Source organism: Streptomyces sp. S6, assembly GCF_054880855.1.
Genome location: NZ_JBTYMC010000494.1, coordinates 1 through 3,226, shown reverse-complemented (window position 1 = coordinate 3,226; position 3,226 = coordinate 1). Strand labels below are relative to the sequence as shown.

Annotated in this window: 4 protein-coding genes; 2 read left to right on the top strand and 2 right to left on the bottom strand. The window is 73.0% G+C overall.

Annotation, left to right across the window (positions count from 1 at the left end; all coding sequences use genetic code 11):
• The coding region (locus tag ACVNF4_RS34185; protein WP_461806760.1) for a lysophospholipid acyltransferase family protein at positions 1–554 on the top strand (554 nt) is incomplete at its 5' end.
• A gap of 4 nt (positions 555–558) precedes the next feature.
• Positions 559–1,584 carry an NAD-dependent epimerase/dehydratase family protein gene (locus ACVNF4_RS34180; RefSeq protein WP_461806759.1) on the top strand — a complete coding sequence of 342 codons (1,026 nt, stop codon included), beginning with the start codon at positions 559–561 and terminating at the stop codon, positions 1,582–1,584.
• On the opposite strand, the gene ACVNF4_RS34175 is transcribed toward ACVNF4_RS34180, so the two are convergent.
• Together ACVNF4_RS34175 and ACVNF4_RS34170 are read right to left on the bottom strand one after the other, a co-directional pair.
• The gene (locus ACVNF4_RS34175) at positions 1,526–2,569 is read right to left on the bottom strand and encodes an LLM class flavin-dependent oxidoreductase (protein ID WP_461806758.1); all 1,044 of its coding nucleotides are present in this window, start codon (positions 2,567–2,569) and stop codon (positions 1,526–1,528) included. The genes ACVNF4_RS34180 and ACVNF4_RS34175 overlap by 59 nt on opposite strands.
• A gap of 34 nt (positions 2,570–2,603) precedes the next feature.
• Positions 2,604–3,226 (bottom strand): substrate-binding domain-containing protein (locus tag ACVNF4_RS34170; RefSeq protein WP_461806757.1); only part of this gene is annotated, 623 nt, incomplete at its 5' end.

Sequence of the window (3,226 nt, the reverse complement as noted above, 5' to 3'; positions counted from 1 at the left end):
TGCGGATCACCGGCGCCGCGCCCCCGGACGGCGGGCTGCTGGTCGTCGCGAACCACATCTCGTGGCTGGACGTGCCGCTCCTCGCGGCCGTGCGGCCCGCGCGGATGCTGGCGAAGCGGGAGATCCGGCAGTGGCCCGTGGCGGGCCCGATCGCCGCGCGGGCCTCCCTGTTCATCGACCGCGACCGGCTGCGCGCCCTGCCCGACACGGTCTCCCGCATCGCCGGCGCCCTGCGGGCGGGCCAGGCCGTCGCCGTGTTCCCCGAGGGGTCCACCTGGTGCGGACGCGAGCACGGCCGGTTCCGGCGTGCCGTGTTCCAGGCCGCGCTGGACGCCGGTGCGCCCGTGCAGCCGGTGCGGATCAGGTACCGGACGGCCGAGGGCGCCGAGTCCACGGCGCCCGCGTTCGTCGGCGACGACTCCCTGTTCACCTCCGTCTGGCGGGTCGTCACCGCACGCCGACTGGTCGCCGAGGTGGAGGTGCTGCCGGTCGTCGACTCCGGGAAACACCCGGACCGCAGGTCTCTCGCCCGAGCGGCCGAAGTGGGATCATGACCGGGTGAACACGGTCCTGGTGACGGGCGGCAGCGGATTCGTCGCAGCCCATCTGGTACGGGAGTTGCTGGAACGCGGCTACACGGTGCACGCCACCGTCCGCCGCCTCGACACCGCCGCGAAGGTCGCCCCGCTCACGGCACTCGGCTACCAACACCCCGGCAGGCTCCGGCTGTTCGAGGCCGACCTGCTGGACGAGGGCTCCTTCGACGAGGCCGCGCGCGGCTGCCGCGTCGTCTTCCACGTCGCCTCCCCGTTCCTCATGCCGGAGAAGATCAAGGACGGGTACCGGGACGTCGTCGAACCCGCCCTCACCGGAACCCGCAACGTCCTGGGGGCCGTCGAGCGCACGAAGAGCGTGGAGCGGCTCGTGTTCACGTCCACGGTCGGCGCGATCTTCGGCACCTACGCGGACGTATTCACCGACATGGGCGGCGAGTTGACCGAGAAGCACGTCAACTCGACCAGCACGGTGGAGAACAACCCCTATCACTACTCCAAGACCGTTGCGGAGAAGGCGGCGTGGGACGCCTGCGCCGCCCAGGACCGCTGGACGATGGTCTCCGTCAACCCCGGCCTGATCCTCGGCCCCTCCCTCACCCCGGCCTCCGACTCCGGCAGCCTCTTCCTCCTCGACGAGCTGTTCAAGGGCTACTTCTGCTACGGCGCACCGGACTTCAGCTTCACCACGGTCGACGTCCGCGACGTCGCCCTCGCGCACGTCGCCGCCGCCGAGAACCCGGACGCGCACGGCCGGTACATCCTCGCCGAGCGGGAGATGACGTCGTTCCACCAGATGGCGACGATCCTCCGGCGGCACCACAAGGACTGGCGGCTGCCCCGAACGGCCCTGCCCCACTGGCCTGTTCGGATCCTGGGGCCCGCGTTCGGACTCGGCCAGGACTACATCCGCGACCACCTCGGCATCCGCTTCACCGTCGACAACCGGCGCAGCACCGAGGAGTTGGGGATCAGCTACCGGCCGGTCGAGGAGACACTCCTGGACCACTACCGGGCCTGGCGCCGATGAGGTCCGCCAGCCGCCGGTAGGAGTCGAGGAGCGCCGCACGGTCGTACGTGCTCGTCGTCACCAGCACCTCCTGCGCCCCCGTCTCCTTCAGCAGCCGCTCCAGACCGTCGGCGACCTCCTCCCCGGTACCGGCGAGATGGCCGGCGAGGGCGTCCTCGTAGAAACCGCGCTGCCGGGCCGTCATCGGGCGGCGGGCGGCGTCCTCGGCGGGCGGGAGGGGCGGGAAGGCGCCGTGCGTGCGGGAGTGTGCCGTCGACCAGGCCTCGGGGACCAGGAGGCGGTGGGCCGCCTCGGGGGTCTCGGCCACGGCGATCGTGCCGGAGACGACGACGTACGGCTCGGCGGCCCAGGGGGAGGGGCGGAACGCGGCACGGTAGCGGTCGATGCCGCGCAGCATCTTCTCCGGGTTCCGCAGGTCGCCGATGACCATCGGGAGGCCGGCTCGGGCCGCGATCTCGGCGCCCTCGCCCATCGCCAGCACGAACGGCGGCACCCGCAGCCCCTCGGACGGCCGGGCGTGGACGCCGGTCGGGGAAGTCCCCGCGAACCAGCCCAGCAGCTCCTCGATCTGGACGGCGAACCCCTCCGCGTCGTCCTTGCCGTGCCCCAGCGCCCGCCGCACCCCGTCCGTGAACCCCACCGACCGGCCGAGCCCCATGTCGATCCGCCCCGAGAACAGCGACTCCAGCACCCCGAACTGCTCCGCGACCACCAGCGGCCGGTGGTTCGGCAGCATCACCCCGCCCGTCCCCACCCGGATCGTCCGCGTCGCCCCCGCCACGGCCGCAGCCAGCACCGTCGGCGCCGACCCCGCGACCCCCGGCACACCGTGGTGCTCCGACACCCAGAACCGGTGATAGCCGAGTTTTTCGATGGCGCGCGCGAGCCCGACCGTGTCCCGCAGAGCCTCGGCGGGCGAATGCCCCTCGCGGGTGCGGGAGCGGTCGAGGACGGAGAAACGCGTCGCTGCCAGTGTCGAAGTCACGCAAGGTTCAACGCCTGCGCGCCCGGGAGATTCCTCAGGCGGGCGGCGCGACCGAGCGACGCAGCACCAGCTGGGTGCTGAGGACGACATGGTCCCCGGCCCGCTCCGAACGGTCCCGCAACGCCAACCGGACGGCCGTCCGCCCCAGTTCCTCGTACGGCACCCGGACCGTCGTCAGGCCCGGCGTGAGGTCGGCGGCGAACGGGACGTCGTCGAAACCCACCACCGAGACGTCCTCCGGCACCCGCAGACCCGCCTCCTTCAGCGCCCCGATCGCGCCGATCGCGACCATGTCCGTGCCCGCGAGGACAGCCGTGAACCGCACCCCCGCGCGCAGCGCCTCCCGGGTCCGCAGATAGCCGGACGAACGCGTGAAGGGACCCGGCAGATCCAGCTCCGCGTCCGGCGCGACGCCGTGACCCCGCAACGCCTCCTCGAACCCCGCCCGCCGCTGCTCCGCCGTGCTGAAAAGCCGCTCCCCGCCCAGGAACAGGATCCGGCGGTGCCCGGCGATCAGCAGGTGCGAGGCGGCCTGGAAGGCGCCCGCCCGGTTGTCGTACTCGACGACCGACGCGGGAACGCCGTCCGGCAGCGGCGGCCGGCCCACGAGCACGAGCCGCGACCCGGCCGCGTCCAGCGCCCGCGCGTACCCCGTCG